Annotated in this window: 22 protein-coding genes and 1 pseudogene; 12 read left to right on the forward strand and 11 right to left on the reverse strand. The window is 68.6% G+C overall.

The features are described from left to right. Positions 1–48 precede the first annotated feature (48 nt). From ABZS64_RS15235 to ABZS64_RS15245, 3 genes and pseudogenes are all read left to right on the forward strand, one after another. The gene (locus ABZS64_RS15235; RefSeq protein ID WP_355828567.1) at positions 49–723 is read left to right on the forward strand and encodes a solute carrier family 23 protein; all 675 of its coding nucleotides are present in this window, start codon (positions 49–51) and stop codon (positions 721–723) included. After that, positions 720–1,750: pseudogene (locus tag ABZS64_RS15240) on the forward strand (amidohydrolase family protein). Before ABZS64_RS15235 ends, ABZS64_RS15240 begins: the two are co-directional and overlap by 4 nt. Beyond that, positions 1,747–2,457 (forward strand): sulfite exporter TauE/SafE family protein, encoded by a 711-nt coding sequence (locus tag ABZS64_RS15245; protein WP_355828570.1) that lies wholly within the window; start codon positions 1,747–1,749, stop codon positions 2,455–2,457. Before ABZS64_RS15240 ends, ABZS64_RS15245 begins: the two are co-directional and overlap by 4 nt. A 25-nt stretch (positions 2,458–2,482) precedes the next feature. Here the strand turns inward: ABZS64_RS15245 and ABZS64_RS15250 are convergent, their stop codons facing one another. The 4 genes from ABZS64_RS15250 to ABZS64_RS15265 form a co-directional block, all read right to left on the reverse strand. Continuing rightward, positions 2,483–3,541, reverse strand: a complete 1,059-nt coding sequence (locus ABZS64_RS15250; RefSeq protein ID WP_355828573.1) for a LacI family DNA-binding transcriptional regulator — start codon at positions 3,539–3,541, stop codon at positions 2,483–2,485. Positions 3,542–3,653: 112 nt separating this feature from the next. Continuing rightward, positions 3,654–4,304: a DUF4360 domain-containing protein gene (locus ABZS64_RS15255; protein WP_355828576.1), complete on the reverse strand. Its 651-nt coding sequence runs from the start codon at positions 4,302–4,304 to the stop codon at positions 3,654–3,656. A gap of 240 nt (positions 4,305–4,544) precedes the next feature. Next, positions 4,545–4,778: a chaplin gene (locus ABZS64_RS15260; RefSeq protein ID WP_355828579.1), complete on the reverse strand. Its 234-nt coding sequence runs from the start codon at positions 4,776–4,778 to the stop codon at positions 4,545–4,547. 315 nt (positions 4,779–5,093) lie between these two features. Further along, positions 5,094–5,495, reverse strand: coding sequence for a rodlin (locus tag ABZS64_RS15265; RefSeq protein WP_355828582.1), 402 nt, complete (start codon positions 5,493–5,495; stop codon positions 5,094–5,096). 418 nt (positions 5,496–5,913) lie between these two features. On the opposite strand from ABZS64_RS15265, the gene ABZS64_RS15270 reads away from it, so the two are divergent. Then, entirely contained in the window at positions 5,914–6,555 is a 642-nt protein-coding gene (locus ABZS64_RS15270) for a vitamin K epoxide reductase family protein (protein ID WP_355828584.1), read from the forward strand. 74 nt (positions 6,556–6,629) lie between these two features. Here ABZS64_RS15270 and ABZS64_RS15275 read toward each other — a convergent pair whose 3' ends face one another. Further along, a complete protein-coding gene (locus ABZS64_RS15275; protein ID WP_355828587.1) occupies positions 6,630–7,031 on the reverse strand; it encodes a rodlin in 402 nt (133 codons plus the stop codon). Between the two features lie 234 nt (positions 7,032–7,265). On the opposite strand from ABZS64_RS15275, the gene ABZS64_RS15280 reads away from it, so the two are divergent. Further along, positions 7,266–7,505, forward strand: a complete 240-nt coding sequence (locus tag ABZS64_RS15280; protein WP_355828590.1) for a chaplin — start codon at positions 7,266–7,268, stop codon at positions 7,503–7,505. Positions 7,506–7,649: 144 nt separating this feature from the next. On the opposite strand, the gene ABZS64_RS15285 is transcribed toward ABZS64_RS15280, so the two are convergent. The 3 genes from ABZS64_RS15285 to ABZS64_RS15295 all read right to left on the reverse strand — a co-directional run bounded on the left by ABZS64_RS15285 (position 7,650) and on the right by ABZS64_RS15295 (position 9,009). Further along, positions 7,650–7,841 carry a hypothetical protein gene (locus ABZS64_RS15285; protein ID WP_355828593.1) on the reverse strand — a complete coding sequence of 64 codons (192 nt, stop codon included), beginning with the start codon at positions 7,839–7,841 and terminating at the stop codon, positions 7,650–7,652. Between the two features lie 341 nt (positions 7,842–8,182). Next, positions 8,183–8,377, reverse strand: a complete 195-nt coding sequence (locus ABZS64_RS15290) for a chaplin (RefSeq protein ID WP_355828836.1) — start codon at positions 8,375–8,377, stop codon at positions 8,183–8,185. A gap of 368 nt (positions 8,378–8,745) precedes the next feature. Next, positions 8,746–9,009: a hypothetical protein gene (locus ABZS64_RS15295; protein ID WP_355828596.1), complete on the reverse strand. Its 264-nt coding sequence runs from the start codon at positions 9,007–9,009 to the stop codon at positions 8,746–8,748. 305 nt (positions 9,010–9,314) lie between these two features. Between ABZS64_RS15295 and ABZS64_RS15300 the strand changes: the two genes are divergently transcribed. From ABZS64_RS15300 to ABZS64_RS15315, 4 genes are all read left to right on the forward strand, one after another. After that, positions 9,315–9,815 carry a DUF5949 family protein gene (locus tag ABZS64_RS15300; RefSeq protein ID WP_355828599.1) on the forward strand — a complete coding sequence of 167 codons (501 nt, stop codon included), beginning with the start codon at positions 9,315–9,317 and terminating at the stop codon, positions 9,813–9,815. Positions 9,816–10,072: 257 nt separating this feature from the next. Further along, on the forward strand, positions 10,073–10,531 hold the full coding sequence (locus ABZS64_RS15305; RefSeq protein WP_355828602.1) for a hypothetical protein: 459 nt from the start codon (positions 10,073–10,075) through the stop codon (positions 10,529–10,531). Positions 10,532–10,660: 129 nt separating this feature from the next. Beyond that, entirely contained in the window at positions 10,661–11,128 is a 468-nt protein-coding gene (locus ABZS64_RS15310) for a tyrosinase family oxidase copper chaperone (protein WP_355828605.1), read from the forward strand. A 22-nt stretch (positions 11,129–11,150) separates the two neighbouring features. Next, positions 11,151–12,014, forward strand: coding sequence for a tyrosinase family protein (locus tag ABZS64_RS15315; protein ID WP_355828607.1), 864 nt, complete (start codon positions 11,151–11,153; stop codon positions 12,012–12,014). Positions 12,015–12,071: 57 nt separating this feature from the next. Here the strand turns inward: ABZS64_RS15315 and ABZS64_RS15320 are convergent, their stop codons facing one another. Beyond that, complete coding sequence (locus tag ABZS64_RS15320; protein ID WP_355828610.1) at positions 12,072–12,371, reverse strand: chaplin; 300 nt, start codon at positions 12,369–12,371, stop codon at positions 12,072–12,074. Positions 12,372–12,592: 221 nt separating this feature from the next. Between ABZS64_RS15320 and ABZS64_RS15325 the strand changes: the two genes are divergently transcribed. From ABZS64_RS15325 to ABZS64_RS15335, 3 genes are read left to right on the forward strand one after another with little or no spacing between them, the layout of a single operon-like run. After that, positions 12,593–13,471: a serine protease gene (locus tag ABZS64_RS15325; RefSeq protein WP_355828613.1), complete on the forward strand. Its 879-nt coding sequence runs from the start codon at positions 12,593–12,595 to the stop codon at positions 13,469–13,471. Between the two features lie 60 nt (positions 13,472–13,531). Then, the gene (locus ABZS64_RS15330; RefSeq protein ID WP_355828615.1) at positions 13,532–13,744 is read left to right on the forward strand and encodes a hypothetical protein; all 213 of its coding nucleotides are present in this window, start codon (positions 13,532–13,534) and stop codon (positions 13,742–13,744) included. 38 nt (positions 13,745–13,782) lie between these two features. Then, positions 13,783–14,412, forward strand: a complete 630-nt coding sequence (locus tag ABZS64_RS15335) for an alpha-ketoglutarate-dependent dioxygenase AlkB (RefSeq protein WP_355828618.1) — start codon at positions 13,783–13,785, stop codon at positions 14,410–14,412. A 6-nt stretch (positions 14,413–14,418) separates the two neighbouring features. Here the strand turns inward: ABZS64_RS15335 and ABZS64_RS15340 are convergent, their stop codons facing one another. Both ABZS64_RS15340 and ABZS64_RS15345 read right to left on the reverse strand, forming a co-directional pair. Further along, positions 14,419–16,014: a D-aminoacylase gene (locus tag ABZS64_RS15340; protein WP_355828620.1), complete on the reverse strand. Its 1,596-nt coding sequence runs from the start codon at positions 16,012–16,014 to the stop codon at positions 14,419–14,421. 11 nt (positions 16,015–16,025) lie between these two features. Then, a complete protein-coding gene (locus tag ABZS64_RS15345; RefSeq protein ID WP_355828623.1) occupies positions 16,026–17,306 on the reverse strand; it encodes an amino acid deaminase in 1,281 nt (426 codons plus the stop codon). Positions 17,307–17,423 lie beyond the last annotated feature (117 nt).

Below are 17,423 nucleotides of genomic sequence, written 5' to 3' on the forward strand. Positions count from 1 at the left end.
ACGCTATCGACTGCCACTGACAGTGACCCCCTTGATGGTCCCGGCCCCTTGACGGTCCCGTTCCGCGCTCACATACTGGCGGCCAAATCGATTTGGCCGAATCGATTTGGCCTCCGTCCGGGCCGGATCTCGGCTGCCGTCATCAACGCCGAGGCCGTCGGCAAGGAGATCGACAAGCGCGCCGACGTGCCCAAGACCATCCGCGGCGACGCGGTCACCTCCCTCGCCGGCGGTCTCTTCGGGCTGCCCCTGATGGTGACCAGCGGCGAGAACATCGGCATCGTGCGCGTCACCGGCGTACGCAGCCGCTACGTCACCGCGGCAGCCGGGGCCGTACTGATCGTCATCGGCTTCCTCGCGCCCGTCACCCGCGCCATCAGCGTGATCCCCTCGGCCGTCGTCGGCGGCACCGCCATGGTCGTCTTCGCCGTGATCACCGTGCTCGGCGTGCAGATGCTGGGACGGTCCGACCTCGACCGGCACACCAACACCTTCATCTGCGCCGTCGCGCTCGCGCTCGGGCTGCTGCCGATCCTCATACCCGGTGTGTACACAGGCTTCCCGTCGGGCGTACGGATCCTCCTCGAAAGCGGCGTCGCCGTAGGGGCGTTCGTGGCCGCCGTCCTCAACATCCTCTTCCACCACGTACGTCCGCGGCTGACGCGCGACCCGGCCCCCGTCACTGCCCCCGCCTCTGCCCTCGCCACGGAAAGCGACCGATGAACCACGACCTGACAGCCGACTTCCTCACCGGCAGCGGCGAACCGCAACTCTTCCTACCCGATGCGGTGTTGATGACCGAAGGCATCATGGACGGCCACGCGGTCGTCGTCGCCGACGGCTTCTTCCGCGCCGTCGGACCGTCGGCAGAGCTGGAGCGTACGCATCCGGATCTGACGCCGGTCCGGCTGCCCGGACATCTCCTCATGCCCGGATTCATCGACACGCACCACCACCTGACGCAGAGCTTCGGATCGGCGCTCGCCTACGGGGAGCCGTCGGAGATCTTCCGGCGGGTATGGGTGCCGCGATCCATGTCAACGAGCATCTGGCCGGTGTCGAGCGCTCGCTCGTACGGCACGGCGTGCGGCCCCTTGAGTATCTGCACCAAGTCGGCGCGCTGGGTCCGCAGTTGCTCGCCGCGCACACCACCCTGCTCACGCCCGGCGAGCTGACCCTGCTCGCCGGCACCGGGACCGCCGTCAGCTACAACCCCGTCGCCAGCGCCTGGAAGGGCAACGCAGTCGCCCCGGCGACCGCCATGGCCGAGCGCGGAATCCGCTTCGGCCTGGGCACGGACGGCACGCGGGGCGACGCGTTCCGGCTGGCCGAGGCGGCGGAGTTCGCGCAGCGGCTCGCGTACGGGATGGCCGGCGGCGACTCCTCGTGCGGCGCCGGCTGGACCTGGCTGGAGCACGGCACCGGCGGTGGCGCGGACGCGGCCGGACTCGGGGCGCGTACGGGCCGGATCGCCGAGGGCGCCGCCGCCGACTTCCTGCTCGTCGACGTCTGCACACCGGAGATGGGGCTGTCCTGGGATCTGCCCTGGGAGCTCGTACGGCGAGGCAACCGCGACCAGATCACGGCGGTGTACGTGGGCGGCCGACTGCGGCTGTGGCGCGGCAGGCCGACCGACTGGGACGGCCCGGCGCTGGTACGGCAGGCCGCCGAACTCGCCCGCGAGGTGGTGGGCCGCGCCTCCATCACCCGCGCGCACCCCACGTCCACGCAGGCACGGGCGGCGCGGTGAGCACGGAGACGGTGGCGGTCCTCGCGGTTACGGTGGCGCTCGCCGCGTTCGTCCAGGGCACCAGCGGCCTGGGCTTCGCACTGATCGTCGCGCCGGTGGCCGGGCTGCTCGATCCAGCCCTGGTCCCGGTGTTCGTCCTCGCGTCGATGATCCCGCTGAATCTGTACGTAGCCTGGCGCGAGCGATCCTCGCTGGACCTGCGGGGAGCGGGCTGGATCACGGCGGCCCGCCTCGCCGCGACCCCGGCCGGACTCGCCCTGCTGTGGGTGATCCCGGACCGCAGAATCGGCCTGTTCGTGGGGGCGGCGACGGTCCTCGCGGCCCTGGTGAGCCTGGCCGCACCGGTGTTCACGCCGGGGCGCGGGGCGTACGTGGGCGCCGGCGTCGTCACCGGTCTGACGGAAACGGCGACGGGAGTGGGCGGCCCGCCGCTCGCCCTCGTCTACCAGCACCGCCCCCCGGCGGAACTGCGCTCGACGGTCGCGGTCTGCTTCCTGGTGGGGGAAGTCGCGTCCCTGGCACTGCTGTTCGCGACGGGCCGGGGAAACGCGTCCCAACTGGGCTGGGCGGCTGTGCTGCTTCCGGCCCTGGCGACGGGCGCGTGGCTGAGCCGCCTGGTCCACGGGCGGGTGGACGCGCGGCAGATGAGGTTGTTCGTGCTGGGGTTCGCGGTGGTGTCGGGGGCGGTGCTGATGCTGGGCACGTGAGGACGGGCACGGCCCGCCGCAGGCGTCACCCCCCTCCCCGCAACGACGACGCCCTGGCAATCACCTCCGGCTCGGGCACCGCCCCCATCGTTCCCACGACCACGTCCCCCCGCAACCGCGCCAGCAGCAGCTCCACCGCCGCCGACGCCGCCTCGTCCAGGTGCAGGTCCACCGCCGTCAGCGGTGGCTCGCACGTCCGGGCCCGCAGGCCGTCGTAGCGCGTCGCCACCAGGACGTCGTCGGGGATACGGCGGCCGCTGTCCCGGATCGCCCTGACCGCGCCCACCGCGAACGCATCCACCAGCGCGCACACCGCGTCGGTCCCGGGGTGGTCGGCCAGCAGCGCCGCGCACGCGTCGTATCCGGCCTGCTCGCCGCCCTCCTCGGGAGCCGTCACCACGATCGGGGCCCAGCCGTGCTCCGCCGCCACGCGTTCGAACGCCGCGCGCGCGTCCACCGCCGAATGGCGGGAACCCGCGCCGATCAGGAGGGCTGGACGGCGGGCACCCTGCTCGCGCAGATGGGTCAGCAGCAGCTCGGCGACCAGGCCGCCACGCAGATCGACGTACGGAGCGTCGTCCTCGGGCGAGACGGGCCGCCCGAGCGCCACATACGGCAGGCCGCGCTCGCGCAGCTGCGCCGCGGCCGCGTCGTTCACGTCGGGCTCGACGACGATCGCGCCGTCGATGTCCACGGAGTACAGCGCCGAACCCGACTGCACGGGCGGTACGAGCACGAGCGCGTAGTCGTGGACCAGGGCACGCTCGGCTGCCGCTGCCGCGACCTCCATGTAGAACCCGAGATGGGAGGGGCCGCCGGCCACCGCGAAGGGCATCGAGGAGGCGAGCGCGATGGCTTTGGCCTGACCACGGCGCAGGCGCTGGGCGCGCAGATTCGGGCGGTAGCCCAGCTCGGCGGCAACTTTCTTGATGCGTTCGCGCGTCTTGGGGTCGACCTTGCCGAGCCCGTTCAGGGCGTGCGAGACAGTCGTCCGGGACACCGCGGCCGCCTTGGCGACATCCGCGATCGTCGGCGGCCGGGCGGCGCCGGAACCGGGACCGGACGTGGGACCGGAAGTGGGCATCTGCGCGGACGCTCCTCGCTCGCTGCGGACGGGTGACCCTCCACATCTTCGCCGAAGCCGCCCGCCCGATGCCCCGGCCACCAAAAACGGGCGGCCGGGGCATCGAGCCTGCTCAGGACTCCGGGCATTCCTTCCAAGCGAGCCGATAGATGGTGTTGATGGAACCGTCCGTCGAGTCCATCGTCATGAAGCTGGTTGTTTTCTTGGGGTCCGATGTCCCGGCGGCCACGCGCACTTCGGTGTTGATGTTGAAGTTACGCTTCACCCCGCACGGTGCCCATACCAACTGACCCCATTCCGTGGAGTCCGTCGCCTGCCAGTTGTCGTCGAGCGGCCCCTTGAAGCCGTGATTTCTCGCCGCCGTATCCGGCGATCCCTGGAAGTAGTACGACGATTTCTGCAGGGCCGTGGCGCCGGTCTGGAGGCTCGCGAAGCCTCGGTAGTCGGCGCTGGCTATCGCGTACGTGAAGCCCTGGGGGACATGGACGACCAGGTTGAGCTGGCAGTTCTTGCGGAAGTCGGTCGGGCTCGCGCCCACGCCCACCTTCGCGAGGTACTCGCTGTACGTGACGGTGAAGGCGGTGTTGTCCTCGGACACGGCCACCGCGGCGGACCCGGGGCGACAGCCCGATCCATTGACCGTGGCGACGTCGATCGTGATTTTGTCCGGGGGCGCGATGTGGACCGCGGAAGCGTCCTGAGCGGCCAGCAGCGAAGCGAGAATTGCCGCTGTCGCGCCGCCCGCGAAAAGTGCACGGGACATGATTCTCCCATCGGGGAAATGTGAGGGGTTCATCCGGAACAGGCCATGGTTAGCCATGGACATGTCAACTCTTCAAACATTTCTTGGCCTTCTCGAAGAGCCGGATCGACTGGAATGGTAGATACCAACGCAGGGGCTGGCTAGGGCCGTTATCGGCCAGCCGCACCCCGGCAGGGCCGCACGCAAGGGCGAGGCCCCGGGGAGCACTCTCGTGTTCCCCGGGGCCGCTCGGACCGAATGTCAGCCGTTGATGCAGGTGTTGCCGAAGGCCGGGTTCAGCAGGCCGATCACGCTGATCGTGTTGCCGCAGACGTTGATGGGAATGTTAATCGGAACCTGAACGACATTGCCGGACAGGACGCCGGGGTTACCCACGGCGAAGCCGTCGGCGTCCACGTCCGCCATGGCGGGGGCGGCGGCGCCCAGGGCCATGATGATGCCCGCCACGACGGCTGCAGCCTTCTTGTACTTCATTCTGTGATCCTTTCGGCAGTGGTGCCGTACGCAGGCGCGACCGTCGCGCTGCGCTGCCAGTTCCCTGTTCATGAACACCGCTGCAGGGACTAGTGACGAATGGGTCCCCGCAAAGAGACCTCAATATGGCCGCCAGTTCGAAAAGTCACTCGTATGCCTCGTCGCCGCTTTATCCAACTGCCGAGTAGTTTCTTTGAGATATCACTCATCCTGCTTCTCAGGACGCATTTTCTATTTCATTGGAACATTTGACGCCCTGAATGAGCGCGCCCCCGAACGCGTGGCGCTCGGGGGCGGACTCACGACCGAAAGTGCTCAGCTGCCGGTGCTTCCGTTGCCGGACGCGATCGGGATGTTGTCGAGGATGTGCGACAGCGGGTCGTCGCCCTTGACCTGAGTGGAGTTCTCGGTGCACTGCTGGTTCTGCTGGCTCGTGATGAGGTCCTGGACGGTGATCGGGACGACGCCCACGACGGAGCCGACGTCGCCCTTGATCGGCAGTCCGATGCAGGGCTTGTTGAGGGAGCCCTGGATGAGGCCGATCTGCGGGCTGAAGTCGCCGTGGGTGGCGGAGTTGCCGTAGATCTGCGAGGCGCCCTCGCCGCTTACCGAGGTCACCTCGTCGTTGCCGATGGCCAGAGCCTGCGGGGCCATCGAGGCGCCGACGCCCACCATCGAAGCCGTGACGGCCGCAGTCGCCAGAATCTTCTTGATCACTTTGTGTCCCTTTTCGCTTTGATCGATCGATCGTGGAGCAGGCTGATCAACTGCGCCCAACGGGGTTTGGTTCCGCGCATTCACCCGAATGCCGCAGCATTTTGATATGTGGTGCGCGCGCAAATATCGGCGGAGGGCCTCCAGGGCCCTCCGCCGATGGGAGCAGATCGTCGCGCGCCACCCGGATGCGTCATGCCAACTGGAGGCACGACTGCCCCACGACACAATGCGCCGCCGGCTGGAGGCCTGCAACCGGAGCAGATGCTATGTACGGTCTGCACGGCCATTCCATCACTACTGGAGGGGCGGGCGGCCCCGAATTCACCCGTTTGCCGAATGAATTCGCGGCGGTCTGAGCAATTCCGAATTGAGGCACAATGAGGGCGTCCAGCACGCAAATCGAAGCGGTGAAAACAATATGACAATGACAGCGCATGGGCCGGTGTCCGTAGCGCAGCCGAGACGCCATAGGGCCCACTGGAGCGACATCGGCGGCGGTCGTCCCTTCGCGTGGCTGCTGGTGATCACGGGTGCGGCGGGTCTGCTGGCGTCGTGGGTGATCACGATCGACAAGTTCAAGCTGCTGGAGGACCCGGGTTTCACGCCGGGGTGCAGTCTGAATCCGGTGGTGTCCTGCGGGAACGTCATGAAGAGCGGGCAGGCGTCGGCGTTCGGGTTCCCGAATCCGATGATGGGGCTTGTGGCGTACTCGATGGTGATCGCGATCGGGGTGGCGCTGCTGGCGGGGGCGCGCTACCGGCGCTGGTACTGGCTGGGGCTCAATGCCGGGTGCCTGTTCGGGGTCGGCTTCTGCACCTGGCTGCAGTACCAGTCGCTGTACGAGATCAACGCGCTGTGCCTGTGGTGCTCGCTGGCCTGGGTCGCCACCATCGTGATGTTCTGCTACGTCACGTTGCACAACATCGAGCACCGGATCATCAAGGTCCCCGACGGACTGCGCAAGGGGCTGCTGGAGTTCCACTGGATGCCGCCGGTGCTGTGGATCGGCATCATCGGCATGCTCATCCTGACCCGCTGGTGGGACTTCTGGACCAGCTGAGCTCAACTCCCGTACATACACCACAAAGACCCCGGCACTGGCTTGTGCCGGGGTCTTCGGTGTGATGCTCAGATTCAGCTGCCGGTCGCGGCGTTGCCGGACAGGACTGGGATGTTGTCGAGGATGTGCGACAGCGGGTCGTCGCCCTTGACCTGGGTGGAGTTCTCGGTGCACTGCTGGTTCTGCTGGGTCGTGAGGATGTCCTGGACGGTGATCGGGACGACACCCGCGACGGAGCCGACGTCGGCCTTGGCGGGCAGTCCGATGCAGGGCTTGTTGAGCGAGCCCTGGATGAGGCCGATCTGCGGGCTGTAGTCGCCCCACGTCTCGGAGTTGCCGTAGACCTGGGTCGAGTTGCTGCCGCTGTCCGACGTCACCGTGTCGTTGCCGATGGCCATAGCCTGCGGGGCCATCATCGCGCCCGCGGCCGCCACGGAGAGGGTGGCCGCCGCAGTCGCCATAACCTTCTTGAGCATGTTCCGTCCTTATGTTTCGTGGATGCCCCCGGTGGAGCTCCCTGGACAACTACCACCCGCGAGCATTGGTTCTCCCGGTTCACTCAAATGGCCCCGTGCCGGCGCGCTCGTAGGGAAATTGGGCCGAACAGGGGGCACCGGCAGTGTTGGCCGTGTCATCTCTATGGGTAATCCGTTTCGATTGGTGTGAGCCCTAATGTTGGGCAGAACATCGAACAGAAGGTGCTATCTCCCATGAAGACTGCCAAGAAGGCCGCCCTGGTTCTGGCCGCCGCCGGCCTCGCTGCCGGGTCCGCCGCCGGCGCCGCGTTCGCCAATGCCGGAGCCGAAGGTATCGCCGCCCACTCGCCGGGTGTGCTGTCGGGCAACCTGGTTCAGGTGCCGGTGCACGTGCCGATCAACGTCTGCGGCAACACTGTCAACGTGATCGCCGCTCTCAACCCGACCTTCGGCAACGCCTGCCTGAACCGCTGACCTTGCTTCACGCATAAAGGTGGCGCAACCGGCTTCGCACCGGTTGCGCCACCTTTTTCGGTTCTGAGCCGGGAAAACGGTGGGAGGGGGTGCGACCGCCGACGGTCGCACCCCCTCCCCAACACGCTGCCGCGGGCGGCCGGTTCAGCCGCCCAGCTCGACCCCGCCGAGCATGGGCGTGAGCTTGCCGGCCGTCTTCAAGACCTCCTGAGGGGCGTTGCCCTTGAGGTTGTTCACATCCATGGCCGTGCCGGCGACGTCCTTCACCATGTTCTTGCCGCCGTTCAGCACCGGCGCCTGTCCGAGGGTCTCGGCAAGACCGCCGTTGAGGCTCATGGGGGGCATGGGCGTCGTCGGCGCAGCCATTGCGGGAGACGCCGCCCCCATAGCCACTACGGAACCGGCAACGATCGCAGCAACCCTCGAGTACTTCATCTCTTCGAATCCCTTTCTCCGACGGCGTTTCTCGCCGTCGTCGACATGGGTAACGAGACCTGACCGGAGGAGAAACCCCCGGTTCCGGGCATTTCTCGACACGCCACACCATCGCGTGTACCGCGAAGATTCTCGTATCACCTGCTATTGGGTAGAACAGCCTTTGCGGCAAAGGTATTCACAGCCCGGTGCCGGGCCCGTCGCTCGGGGACGGACCCGGCACGATGGCGAAGTCTCGGTGGTCAGAGGTTCGCGCACTTGTTGCCGAAGGCCGGGTTCAGCAGGGCGATCACATTGACCGTGTTGCCGCACACGTTCACCGGCACGTGCACCGGCACCTGGACGACGTTGCCGCTGACTACGCCGGGGGAGTGTACGGCGGCGCCCTCGGCGGACGCGCCGTTGCCGTGGGCCGAAGCCGCACCCGCGGCACCCATCAGCGCTGCAGCGCCCGCGGCGGCAATGGCACCGGCCTTGACGAAGTTCTTCATCACACGATTCCTTTCGGTTCGGTCCTTGGAGCAACCGCTTAACGAGCCGTCAGCGCATGGGATGTGCGCGATCACCCGATGGTTTATTCCTGTGCGGCAGTGAGAGCGGCCGGACGTGCTGTTTTATGGGCTTCGGCAGGGCCCCTGCCGGCAGGTCCAGATGGCCGTACGCGAGTCTGACGTGATTTCCAACTAGCTTTCTGACAAAGTGCACTCCTGTTTTGCGACTTCGACATGTTCTACGTCGATTCTGTTCTTCGCGGGACTGCTGGTTCGTGATCGTTTACTCCAAGTCCGCGCTTGGCGCTGGAGGTTCAGGCAGGGTGCCGGTCATGGAGCCAGCCCCGGCGCGGCGGCGGACCGGGGAGCGTGTCGGCGGCGCCCCCCGGTTGCGGCGGATAGCGGGAGAGCCGGGTCCACTCCATGTCGGGTCTGCCGGGCAGGGTGCGGCCGGCCGCGGCCCACTCCCGCGCGAGCTGTTCGTAGATGGGGCTGGTGCCGGCGGGCGGACTTGCCGGATTCGGGGCTGAGAGCGTCTGGACGCGCTGCCATCGGGCAGAGGCGTTGGTCCTTGCCATACGACCGCCAACGCGCACCCGCGGGCGAAGTCACTGCCGCGCTGGGGTATTGGGGGACAGGAGGAACGGTTTTTCGACCCTGTCGCACGTAACGGTGAGATTTATCCTCGCGACACGATGCACAGCGGCGGGATTCGCCACCGCGGCCGTGAAGATACGGAAACGGCCCGCGGAAGGAAGCGATGCGACGATCGTATGGTTCAACTGCACCGTGGGAACCTCATCGCGTCCTGGCAGTTGTAGTTCCTCCATCCAGGTGAAGGAGTGAGGTCGCCGTGGCCTGCAGGGCATTAGGGTGCCGAGCCATGACCACTGCTTCCACTTCTAAAAACTCCGTCGTGCGCAGCCATTTGGGCACCCTTTCAGTACTCGCGTGGACCGGGGATCCCGAAGAGGGCAACGACATGCCCTATCTGATCGCCTACTCCCTGGGCAACGGCAAAGAGGGCGCCGAGGCGGGCGAGGCAGCCGTCCTCGCGGTGATCGACGAGCTTGGGCTCACGGTGGGCGGCGGCCTGTACGACGCCACCCGCGCGAACAACTCCCCGATCCGGCTGCTCGTCGAGGGCGGCAAGGCCGTCGTCAACATGCCGTATCTGACTGCCCAGTGCGCGGCCCCGCAAGAGTGGCTGAGCGCCGTCGAGCAGCGCGGCCATGCGCACTTCATGGTGGCCAGCCGCCCCTGGCCCGAGGCGGTCCCGGGCAAGCCCGTCACCGAAGAGATGCTCCAGGCCTTCCTCGGCGACGAGGACACGCTCACCAGCGCGGCCCACATCCTGCTGCCGGTGAGCAAGCTGCGCCGCTGATCCCGGCGCCGAGGAGCGGCAGTTCACGGTCACGAGGTTGCGAAGCAACACGGCCGCTACCTCCTGTAGTCCGAGTTGGCCATGCCTGCCCCACGCGACGGATCATGACGCGATCACGTTGCTGCGGACAGGGGAACTTTGCACCGATTCAGCCATCTGGCTCGTTGGTCCAGGCAGCAGAGAGTCTGCGCACAGAGGGGACATACGTACCAATGAAGTTGACCACCCGCGGGTCTCTTGCGGCATTCATGGCGTGCATGGCTTCGGCGGTGGCGGCCGCACCCGCCGTCGCCGGGCCGTCGGTTCCGGTCACCCTGCCGCTGGAGAGCCTGGAGACGGTCCTGCCGGTCGAGGCGCCGGCCCTGCGCGCCGGAGTGCCTGTGCCTGTCCCCGGCGCCCCCGATGGGCCGCGCTACGCCACCGGGAAGCTGCTGCCCGAGGGCACTGTGCCGCAGGTGCCGTTCACCAGCACACTGCCGGAGACGCTCCTCGAAGCCCCCGTCGAGAACCCGCTCGGCGAGGGCAACATCGGGGTGGCGCGCGCCGCCTCCGAGGCCACCGACCTGAAGCTGACCAGCCCCGGCGCCTCCGTCGGCGCCCCCGTGTCCGAGCCGCGTGCCGACCTCTTCGGCCGGCCCGAGGCGGTCCTGCCGGAGCTCTCCGTGCTGACCCCGACGCTGCAGGGCACCCCGGCCGCCGATCTGCTGCTGCGCTGACCGCCCGCCTCCAGGTGGCCGGAAGCCCCACCCCCGGGCACCCGGACGAGAACCCTTTCGCCGCCCCGTCGTTGTCAGCACGAAGCACGGCCAGTCACAAGAGCGGACGAATGCGAGGGGGCGGACGGCATGGGCCTCACCATGCACAGCGGCGCTGCGGGCATACGGGGAGGGATCCTCACCCGGCGCATCGTGGTGCGCGCGGCCTTCACCATCGGTGTGATCGCGGGCACGGCCGGGGCGCTCGCGCCGATCCTCGCCAGGAAGGCGGGACGGCCGACGACGCGCGCGCCGCGCACACCCGGACGTGAGCTGGAGCGGTTCACCGAGATGTACCGCGGCCGCCACATCCAGGGCACGGCGGCCTTCATGGTGCCTGCCGGCGGTGGCACCGGGCGCGCTGCCGCCGTCGCCCTGCCGAGCGTCGAGGTCCGTATCGACGGACGCCCGCTGCATGTCATGCGGCGGGCGGACGGCAGTTATCTGAGCCTGGTCAACCACTACGAGTCGTTTCCGACGCTGCGTGAGGTGGCACGTGCCGCCGTCGACGAACTCGGCACCGCCCAGTTGTCGACGACTCCTCTGCACAGCGTCTGAAGCGGGAGGGAGGGCGGCACCGGTGTACACCCGCAAGAACCAGCGAAATCTCACCCGTACGGAGAAGAAGCGTCTGGTCAGCGCGATTCTGGAGCTCAAGCGCTCAGGGCGCTACGACGAGTTCGTCAGGATGCACGGCGAGTACTACGTGCCCGACGCTGAGGACGGTCCGAGGGTGGCCCATATGACTCCCTCGTTCTTCCCCTGGCACCGCAGATACCTGCTGGAGTTCGAACGCGCCCTGCAGGCCGTCGATTCGGGGGTGTCGATTCCGTACTGGGACTGGACGGCGGACGACACACCAGCGTCGTCGCTGTGGGCGGAGGACTTCCTCGGAGGCAACGGCAGGAAGGGTGACCGGCAGGTGATGACGGGCCCCTTCGCCTACGGCAACGGGAACTGGCGGCTCACGGCCAGGGTCACCGACGGCAAGTTCCTCACCCGCAACTTCGGCCGCCCCGCCGATCCCCTGTCGCTGCCGACCAAGGCGGAGGTGGCCAAGGCGCTCCGCCAGCCGCTCTACGACGCAGCGCCGTGGGACAGCACCTCGACCTCGGGCTTCCGCAGCGAGATCGAGGGGTGGGGAGCCGGCGGCTCCCAGCGGTGGCGCAACCACAACCGGGTCCACCGCTGGGTCGGTGGGGTGATGGTGGGCGCCACCTCGCCCAACGACCCTGTCTTCTGGCTCCACCACGCGTTCATTGATCTCCTGTGGACCCGCTGGCAGAGCGCGCATCCGGGCTCCGGCTATCTGCCGCGCAAGAAGCTGCCGGAGTCCGATCCGCAGTACGGGCGGGTCTTCGGCCTCGACGAGCCGATGCCCCCGTGGAATGTGCCGCCCTCCGCGCTCCTGGACCACAAGCGCTTCTACCGCTACGAGGCGTGACACGACTGTGGCCTCCCCCTTTCCACAAGGGTGAGGCCACAGTGCTCGTGATGGGGATCAGCCGCCGTAGCCGCCGTGGTCCTTGTCGCCGTAGCCGCCGTGGTCCTTGTCCGAGTCCGAGGCGTTCACGCACTGGTTGCCGAAAGCCGGGTTGAGCAGCGCGATCACGTTCACGGTGTTGCCGCAGACGTTGACCGGGATGTGGATGGGCACCTGGACCGCGTTGCCCGAGCCGACACCGGGGGAGTGAGCGGCGACACCGTGCGCTCCGGCGTCGGCGGCGGCCAGGCCGGCACCACCGGCCAGGATCGCACCCGTGCCGGCGACGACAGCGGCTGCCTTCGCGATACGCGACATCAGTTCTCCTTGCAAGATCAGAGCTCGACCGCAGGGCTTGCGGCCTTCACGTTGCTTCAACGCCGTAACGCATGGCCGGTAACGGATGAAAATCAAACTCATCGCCATGGACGGCACCTGACCGGAAACCGTCCCTTGTCGGCCGACCCGGATCCCCCAACAATGCGCATGACAAACCGAAGACCCCTTCGGTCACAGAAGTCGCAAGAGGGGACCCCCACATGAACAAGCCTCTCGTCGGCGCATGCCTCGCCCTGGCACTCCTCGGGGCGGGCGCGGCACCCGCGGTCGCGGTCACCACCGCGGACACGGCGCCGGCCGGCACGACCACCGCATCATCCCGGGCCACGGCCCAAGCCGACGTCAAGGCGGTCGACTTCGCCGGGACGGTGGCGCTCAGCAACTGCTCCGGATCGGTGGTGCGTATGCCCGCATCGGAGCCGGACGACCCGGCCCTCGTGCTCTCCAACGGGCACTGCATAGAGAGCGGCTTCCCGGCCGCGGGCGAGGTCATCGTCGATCAGCCGTCCAGCCGCAGCTTCAGCCTGCTCAACTCCGCGGGCAGCAGAGTCGCCACGCTGCGGGCGAGCAAGATCGCGTACGCGACGATGACGGACACCGACATCTCGCTGTACCAACTCACCAGCACCTACGAGCAGATACAGAGCCGCTACGGCATCAAGGCGCTCGAACTGAACGCCGCCCACCCGGTGCAGGGCACCGCCATCAAGGTCGTGTCCGGGTACTGGAAGCGGATCTACAGCTGCAATGTCGACGGCTTCGCCTACCGCCTGAAGGAGGGTGAGTGGACCTGGAAGGACTCGGTCCGCTACACCTCCAGCTGTAACACGATCGGCGGCACCTCGGGCTCGCCGGTCCTCGACAACGCCACCGGCAAGGTCGTCGCCGTCAACAACACCGGCAACGAGGACGGCCAGCGCTGCACCGACAACAACCCGTGCGAGGTCGACGAGAACGGCAAGGTCACGGTGCGCCAGGGGATCAACTACGCCCAGGAGACGAACGTGATCGTCCCGTGCGTCGGCCTCGACAACAAGATCGACCTGGGCCGGGCGGGCTGCACGCTGCCCAAGCCGTAGGCCGTGTCTTCGAAGTCCCGCCGACCGTGACCCGGGCCGAGGTCACGCCGTTGGACTTGCGTGATCAGTTATAGGAAGGCCGCCGCTGTCGCGGCCGTCGTCTGTGCCGTGGTGGTGCCTGCCGTGGGCAGTGCGCACGCAGCCACGGCCGACGGCGGCCGCGGACAGTCCGGCGAGATCGACAGAAATCTCATCAAGGCGCCGCCCGGAGGCGTCCTCGCCCCCGTCGCGAATGCCGTTCCCGCTGCCGGAGGGCTGCTCTCACCCAAGTAATCCGTTCGTATGTTCGAATTCGGAGGTACCCTGGAGACATGGCAGCACATCTCCAGGGTTCACTCTTCGACCAGACCGACGAGATACGTCTCGGTCCGCTGAAGGGCGTCCGGCGGACCGTGCTCGGTGACGGGGCATGGATCGATCTGCTGCCCGGCTGGCTCGGCGGGGCCGACGCTCTCTTCGAGGAGCTGGTCTCCTCGGTGCCGTGGCGGGCCGAGCGGCGGCAGATGTACGAGCAGATGGTCGACGTGCCACGGCTGCTCGCCCACTACCGCGAGGACGACCCTCTCCCGCACCCCGTCCTCGACGAGGCCCGCGCCGCGCTGTCCGCGCACTACGGCCCGGAGCTCGGCGAACCGTTCATCACCGCCGGGCTCTGCTACTACCGGGACGGTCGCGACAGCGTCGCCTGGCACGGCGACACCCATGGGCGGGGCTCCCGGGAGGACACCATGGTCGCCATTCTGTCCGTCGGCGACCCGCGCGATCTGGTGCTGCGGCCGCGCAGCGGTGACCGGCTGCCCCTGCGCAGGCCGCTCGGGCACGGCGATCTGATCGTGATGGGCGGGTCCTGTCAGCGGACCTGGGAGCACGCCGTGCCGAAGACGGCGCGCTCCGTGGGGCCGCGCATCAGCATCCAGTTCAGGCCGCGCGGGGTGAGCTGAGGAGACTCACGCGGGTGTCCGGCGGACCGAGCGGCCCGCCAGTACATCCGTACGCGAACCGTCCTCGATCACGAACCTGCCGTCGATCAGCACATACGGGATGCCGAAAGGCAGCGTACGAGGGGCGTCGAAGGTCGAGCCCGCCGCGACCGTGTCCGGGTCGAACAGCACCAGGTCTGCGCGGTAGCCCTCGCGGACCAGGCCGCGGTCCGGCAGGCGCAGCCGGGCGGCCGGGCGGGAGGTCAGGTGGGCGACAGTCTCCTCCAGGGAGAGGATGCCCAACTCCCGTGCGTACCGGCCGAGATACTGCGGGAAGGTGCCGTACGCCCGCGGGTGCGGCTTGTGCCCCTGCAGGATGCCGTCGCTGCCGCCGGTGTGCACGCGGTGGCGCATGATCTGCCGGACGTTCTCCTCGTGGCCGACGTGCTGGAGGATCGTCGAGCCGAGGCGGTCGTCGACGAGCAGACGGCGGGCGGTGGTCCAGGGGGGTTCGCCCCGCGCATCGGCCGACTGCTGGATCGTCCTGCCGACGCAGCTCGCGAGCCCCGGGTCGCTCACGCCGGAGATCTCGATCGTGTCCCACTCGATGGGCACTCCGTGGCAGCCGTCCGAGCCGATCTCCTCCAGGTGGTGGCGGATCTTCTCGGCGCTCTCGTCGTCCTTCAGGCGGGCGAGGACCTTCTCGAGCCCGCCCTCGCTCGCCCAGCTCGGGAGCATCGCGACGAGCGTGGTGCAGCCGGGGGTGTACGGGTAGGTGTCGAGGCTGATGTCCGCGCCGGCGTCGAGGGCCTTGTCGAGCAGGGCGAGCAGATCGGGGGCCTTGCCCTTGTTCACGCCGAAGTTCATGGTGGCGTGCGCGAGATGGAGGGCGCAGCCGGCGTCGCGGGTGAGGCCGACCATCTCCTCGTAGGCCTCCAGGGCCCCGGCGCCGTACGAGCGGTGGTGCGGGCAGTAGTAGCCGTCGTAGCGGGCCACCACCCGGCACAGCTCGGTCAGTTCGGCGTTGTTCGCGTACATGCCGGGGGTGTAGGTCAGGCCGGACGACATGCCGACCGCACCCTGTTCGAGCCCCTCGGCGACGAGCTGCTTCATGCGCTGGAGTTCGGCATCGGTCGCCGGGCGGTCGTCCCAGCCCACCGCGTACATCCGGACGGTGCCCTGCGGGACGAGATACGCAGCGTTGACCGCGATGCCGCGGTCGAGGCGGTCCAGATATTCGCCGACCGTGCGCCAGTCGAAGTCGATGTCGCTGCCGTCGCCGTTCCAGCCGGTGATGGACTTGCGGACCTCGGTGAGAGTCGCGTCGTCGACGGGCGCGTACGACAGACCGTCCTGGCCGAGGACTTCGAGGGTGACGCCCTGCGCCGCCTTCGCCTTGTGCGCCGGGTCGCGCAGCAGGGCGAGGTCGCTGTGCGCGTGCATGTCGATGAAGCCGGGGGAGAGGGCGAGTCCGTGCGCGTCGAGGGAGCGGGTGGCGGACAGCGCGGGGTCGCCCTGGCGGCGTACGGCGGCGATACGGCCGCCGTCCAGGCCGACGTCGGCGCGGTACGAGGGCCCGCCGGAGCCGTCGATGACGCGCACGTCGCGGATGACGAGATCCATGGCCCGGCCTCTCAGAAGAAAGTGCGGATGTAGTCGGTGACCGTGCCGTCCGCCTCGACCAGCGGGATCAGCTGCCACTTGTCGAAGCTCGTGCACGGGTGGGACAGGCCCATGCCGACCCAGTCACCGACCTCCAGGTCAGCCTCCGGGGTGGTGCGTACCCAGCCGTGCTGGTCGGACAGGCCGCTGACGGTGATGCCTTCGGCCGTGCGGATCTCGCCGGTGCGGGCGTCGCGGACGACCTGGGCCTCGGGGAGATCGAGGTCGTACGCCGCGTCCCGCTTGCCCGCGTTGACGAAGGCCTGCTCGGGGGAGGGCCGGGAGACGACCTGGGCCCAGAGGCGGAAGGCGGGCTGGAGCCGGCCCTCATCGGGGATGCGGTTGAAGGGGGTGAGGTGGCGGTAGTGGCCGTCGTCGTGCGAGACGTACGCGCCGGAGCGGAGCAACTTCAGTACTGGGAGGGAGAGTTCGGGGATCTCGGCGAAGACGTCGGCGACCGCGTCGAACCAGGCGCTGCCGCCCGCGCTGACGACGATCTCGTCGGTGCCGCCGAAGCGGCCCGCCTTGTCGAAGTCGGCGGCGAGCGCGGTGAGCCGGCGCAGCCAGGCGCGCACGCGGTCGCCGTCGGCCTGCGGGACCTCGCCCTCGTAGCCGGCGACGCCGACGAGGCGGAGGGTGCCGGCCGCGGCGACGGCGTCGGCGACGGCGGCGCAGTCGGCCTCCGTGCGGGCTCCGGTGCGTGCGCCGTCGCCGGCGCCGAGTTCGACCACGACGTCGAGGGGCCGGGACGCGCCTCGCAGTGCCTCGTCCATCAGCTCGACGCCGCGTACGGAGTCGACGTAACAGATGAACCGGAAGTCCGGGTCGGCGTCCAGCTCGTGTGCGAGCCAGCGCAGGGCGGCCGGGTCGACGACCTCGTTGGCGAGGAAGATCCGCTGGATGCCGTAGGCGCGGTAGACGCGGGCCTGGTGGGGGACGGCGGCGGTGATGCCCCAGGCGCCGTGTGCGAGCTGGCGGGCGAAGAGCTGGGGGGACATGGAGGTCTTGCCGTGCGGGGCGAAGGCGAGGCCGTGGCGCTCGGAGTACGTCTCCAGGAGGGCGAGGTTGTGCTCGACGGACTCGGCGGAGAGGGCGAGTACGGGGGTGGTGAAGCCGCCGGTGAAGAGGTTGCGGCGCTCGGCGGCGAGGGAGCCGACGGTGAGGTGGGCGGTCTCGGCGTCCGGGGGGAGTGCCTTGAAGCGGTGGTCGACGGGTTCGTCGGCGAGTCGTCCGACGGGGGTGTCGCCTGCCATGGATCCTCCTCGGGGCCTGTAACGACTGGCGTTGCATTATCTGCAACGCCCATTGCGCATCTCGCTAACGGCTGTCTAACATCCGAGCCAACGCCGGGTCAATGGTGCGCCCGGCGG

This window comes from Streptomyces sp. NPDC005408, from assembly GCF_040606445.1.
Classification (GTDB): Bacteria; Actinomycetota; Actinomycetes; order Streptomycetales; family Streptomycetaceae; genus Streptomyces.

Coding starts and splice junctions, on each gene's coding strand:
- ABZS64_RS15345 (WP_355828623.1), bottom strand. CDS start 17,306: ATGGCAGGCGACACCCCCGTCGGACGACTCGCCGACGAACCCGTCGAC.
- ABZS64_RS15270 (WP_355828584.1), top strand. CDS start 5,914: ATGACAATGACAGCGCATGGGCCGGTGTCCGTAGCGCAGCCGAGACGC.
- ABZS64_RS15255 (WP_355828576.1), bottom strand. CDS start 4,304: ATGTCCCGTGCACTTTTCGCGGGCGGCGCGACAGCGGCAATTCTCGCT.
- ABZS64_RS15310 (WP_355828605.1), top strand. CDS start 10,661: ATGGGCCTCACCATGCACAGCGGCGCTGCGGGCATACGGGGAGGGATC.
- ABZS64_RS15320 (WP_355828610.1), bottom strand. CDS start 12,371: ATGTCGCGTATCGCGAAGGCAGCCGCTGTCGTCGCCGGCACGGGTGCG.
- ABZS64_RS15280 (WP_355828590.1), top strand. CDS start 7,266: ATGAAGACTGCCAAGAAGGCCGCCCTGGTTCTGGCCGCCGCCGGCCTC.
- ABZS64_RS15325 (WP_355828613.1), top strand. CDS start 12,593: ATGAACAAGCCTCTCGTCGGCGCATGCCTCGCCCTGGCACTCCTCGGG.
- ABZS64_RS15260 (WP_355828579.1), bottom strand. CDS start 4,778: ATGAAGTACAAGAAGGCTGCAGCCGTCGTGGCGGGCATCATCATGGCC.
- ABZS64_RS15295 (WP_355828596.1), bottom strand. CDS start 9,009: ATGGCAAGGACCAACGCCTCTGCCCGATGGCAGCGCGTCCAGACGCTC.
- ABZS64_RS15285 (WP_355828593.1), bottom strand. CDS start 7,841: ATGAGCCTCAACGGCGGTCTTGCCGAGACCCTCGGACAGGCGCCGGTG.
- ABZS64_RS15340 (WP_355828620.1), bottom strand. CDS start 16,014: ATGGATCTCGTCATCCGCGACGTGCGCGTCATCGACGGCTCCGGCGGG.
- ABZS64_RS15335 (WP_355828618.1), top strand. CDS start 13,783: ATGGCAGCACATCTCCAGGGTTCACTCTTCGACCAGACCGACGAGATA.
- ABZS64_RS15250 (WP_355828573.1), bottom strand. CDS start 3,541: ATGCCCACTTCCGGTCCCACGTCCGGTCCCGGTTCCGGCGCCGCCCGG.
- ABZS64_RS15290 (WP_355828836.1), bottom strand. CDS start 8,377: ATGGGTGCCGCGGGTGCGGCTTCGGCCCACGGCAACGGCGCGTCCGCC.
- ABZS64_RS15275 (WP_355828587.1), bottom strand. CDS start 7,031: ATGCTCAAGAAGGTTATGGCGACTGCGGCGGCCACCCTCTCCGTGGCG.
- ABZS64_RS15300 (WP_355828599.1), top strand. CDS start 9,315: ATGACCACTGCTTCCACTTCTAAAAACTCCGTCGTGCGCAGCCATTTG.
- ABZS64_RS15305 (WP_355828602.1), top strand. CDS start 10,073: ATGGCTTCGGCGGTGGCGGCCGCACCCGCCGTCGCCGGGCCGTCGGTT.